This window comes from Sphingomonas sp., from assembly GCF_042096255.1.
Classification (GTDB): domain Bacteria; phylum Pseudomonadota; class Alphaproteobacteria; order Sphingomonadales; family Sphingomonadaceae; genus Sphingomonas.
In genome coordinates this window covers 1-3,003 of record NZ_JBELLZ010000180.1, presented here as the reverse complement: position 1 = coordinate 3,003, position 3,003 = coordinate 1, and the positions used below count along the sequence as shown (strand labels likewise).

Annotated in this window: 2 protein-coding genes; both read left to right on the top strand. The window is 65.8% G+C overall.

Annotated features, from left to right (window positions below):
• Window positions 1-2,561, top strand: a 2,561-nt coding sequence (gene carB, locus ACFDTH_RS17975; RefSeq protein WP_375288917.1) for a carbamoyl-phosphate synthase large subunit, incomplete at its 5' end; no start/stop codon positions are given.
• Between the two features lie 75 nt (window positions 2,562-2,636).
• Window positions 2,637-3,003: transcription elongation factor GreA (gene greA, locus ACFDTH_RS17970; RefSeq protein ID WP_375288916.1), on the top strand; the 367-nt coding region annotated here is incomplete at its 3' end.

Sequence of the window (3,003 nt, the reverse complement as noted above, 5' to 3'; positions counted from 1 at the left end):
ACAAGGAATATCAGATCATGCGCAACGCCAGCATCGCGGTGCTGCGCGAGATCGGTGTCGAAACAGGTGGTTCCAACGTGCAGTTCGCGGTCAATCCGAAGGACGGCCGCCTGATCGTGATCGAGATGAATCCGCGCGTGTCGCGCTCCTCCGCGCTCGCCAGCAAGGCGACCGGCTTCCCGATCGCGAAAGTCGCGGCCAAGCTGGCGGTGGGCTATACGCTCGACGAGATCGAGAACGACATCACTGGCGCGACCCCGGCCTCGTTCGAGCCGACGATCGATTACGTGGTGACCAAGATCCCGCGCTTCGCTTTCGAGAAGTTCAAGGGGGCGGAGCCGGTGCTGGGCACCGCGATGAAGTCGGTCGGCGAGGTGATGGCGATCGGCCGCAACATCCACGAGAGCATGCAGAAGGCGCTGCGTGGGCTGGAGACGGGCCTTTCCGGCTTCAACCAGGTCGACCGGCTGGTCGGTGCCCCGCGCGCGGAGATCGAGGCGGCGCTCGCCTCGCCGACGCCGGACCGGCTGCTGGTGGCCGCGCAGGCGTTGCGCGAAGGCTTCAGCGTCGCCGAGGTCCACGCGATCGCCAAATACGATCCCTGGTTCCTAGAGCGGATGGCGGAGATCGTCGCCGCCGAGACCGAGGTGATGCAGAACGGGCTGCCGATCGACGCGCCGGGCATGCGCCGCCTGAAAGCGATGGGGTTCAGCGACAAGCGCCTCGCCTGGTTGGCGCTGCAATCCGCCAACCTGCGCGGCATGAGCCGCGGCATCGCGCGCGGCTCGGGCCTGATCCATGAGGCGGTCAAGGCGATGACGGGCGGGGTGACCGAAGACGAGGTGCGCGAGCATCGCCTGAAGTTGGGCGTCCGCCCTGTCTTCAAGCGGATCGACACCTGCGCTGCCGAGTTCGACGCCAAGACGCCCTACATGTACTCCACCTATGAGGCGCCGAGCTTCGGCGAGCCCGAGAACGAGGCGCTGCCCTCCGACCGGCGCAAGGTGGTGATCCTGGGCGGCGGGCCGAACCGGATCGGGCAGGGGATCGAGTTTGATTACTGCTGCTGCCACGCCTGTTTCGCGCTGGAGGAGGCAGGGTTCGAGACGATCATGGTCAACTGCAATCCGGAGACGGTGAGCACCGATTATGACACCTCCGACCGCCTTTATTTCGAGCCGCTGACCGCCGAGGACGTGCTGGAGATCCTGCACGTCGAGCAGCAGGCCGGCGAGCTGGTCGGCGTGATCGTGCAGTTCGGCGGGCAGACCCCGCTCAACCTGGCACGCGCGCTGGAAAAGGCGGGCATCCCGATCCTGGGCACCAGCCCCGATGCGATCGACTTGGCCGAGGACCGCGAGCGCTTCGCCGCCTTGGTCAACCGGCTCGGCCTGCTCCAGCCGGCGAACGGTATCGCGCGCAGCCGTGACGAGGCGCTGAATGTGGCGCAGCGGATCGGCTATCCAGTGCTGATGCGGCCGAGCTACGTGCTCGGCGGCCGGGCGATGGAGATTGTCGACAGCGACCAGCAGCTCGACGATTATATTCAGACCGCAGTGCAAGTGTCTGGCGACGCGCCGGTTTTGATCGACCAGTATCTTCGCGACGCCACAGAGGTGGACGTCGATGCGATTGCGGACGGCGACCATGTCGTGGTCGCGGGCATCCTCCAGCATATCGAGGAGGCCGGCGTCCATTCGGGCGACAGCGCTTGCTCGATCCCGCCCTACAGCCTGCCGGCAGAGATCATCGCCGAGATCGAGCGTCAGGCCGAGGCGTTGGCGCGGGGCCTGAACGTGCGCGGGCTGATGAACATCCAGTTCGCGGTCAAGGACGGGCAGGTGTACCTCATCGAGGTCAACCCGCGCGCGTCCCGCACGGTGCCGTTCGTCGCGAAGGCGATCGGCGCGCCGATCGCCAAGATCGCTGCGCGGGTGATGGCGGGCGAGAAGCTGCGCAACCTGCCGCCGATCGACCGCAACATTGACTATTTTGCGGTGAAGGAGGCGGTGTTCCCGTTCAACCGCTTCCCTGGCATCGATCCGGTGCTGTCACCGGAGATGAAGTCCACCGGCGAAGTGATGGGGATTTCGCCCGATTTCACCACCGCCTTCGCCAAGTCCCAGCTTGGCGCGATGACGGTGCTGCCTGAGGCGGGCTGCGTCTTCGTCAGCGTCAAGGACGGCGACAAGCCGCAGGTGCTGCCGGCGGTGCGTTCGCTGGTGGACGCCGGCTTCTCCGTGGTCGCGACCGGCGGCACCGCCGACTATCTCGACCGTGCCGGGCTGCCGGTGGAGCGGGTCAACAAGGTGGCGCAGGGGCGTCCGCATATCGTCGACCGGATCAAAGACGGCGACGTGGCGCTGATCTTCAACACCACCGAAGGTTGGCAGAGCCTGAAGGACTCGCAGCCGATCCGCGCCGCGGCGGTAAACGGCAAGATCCCGTACTTCACCACCGCTTCCGCCAGCGTGGAGGCGGCGCGCGCGATCGCCTCGGGTGCGACCCGCAACCTTGAAGTTCGACCGCTTCAGTCCTATCATTCTGCCCCGCACAACTGATCCCCGATATTCTGGCAAGGTGCGAAGCGGCGTCGAGGCGCCGCTCGGGGAAGGGGCTTTGACGAAGGACGGAAGATGGCGACGGTCGAGAAGATGCCGATGCTCCAGGAGGGCTATGACAAGCTCAGCCAGGATCTGCGGCGTCTCAAAGAAGAACGTCCGCTGGTTGTCGACGCGATCGAGGAAGCGCGCGCGCACGGCGACTTGTCCGAGAACGCCGAGTATCACGCCGCCAAGGAGCGGCAGGGCCAGATCGAGGCCTCGATCGCCGATATCGAGGACAAGATGTCGCGCGCGCAGATCATCGATCCGACCACTTTGTCGGGCGACAAGGTCGTGTTCGGCGCCACCGTGACTCTGCTCGATGATGACGACAAGCCGGTAAAGTACCAGATCGTCGGCCAGACCGAAGCGGACGCCAAGACCGGGCGGATCAGCTACA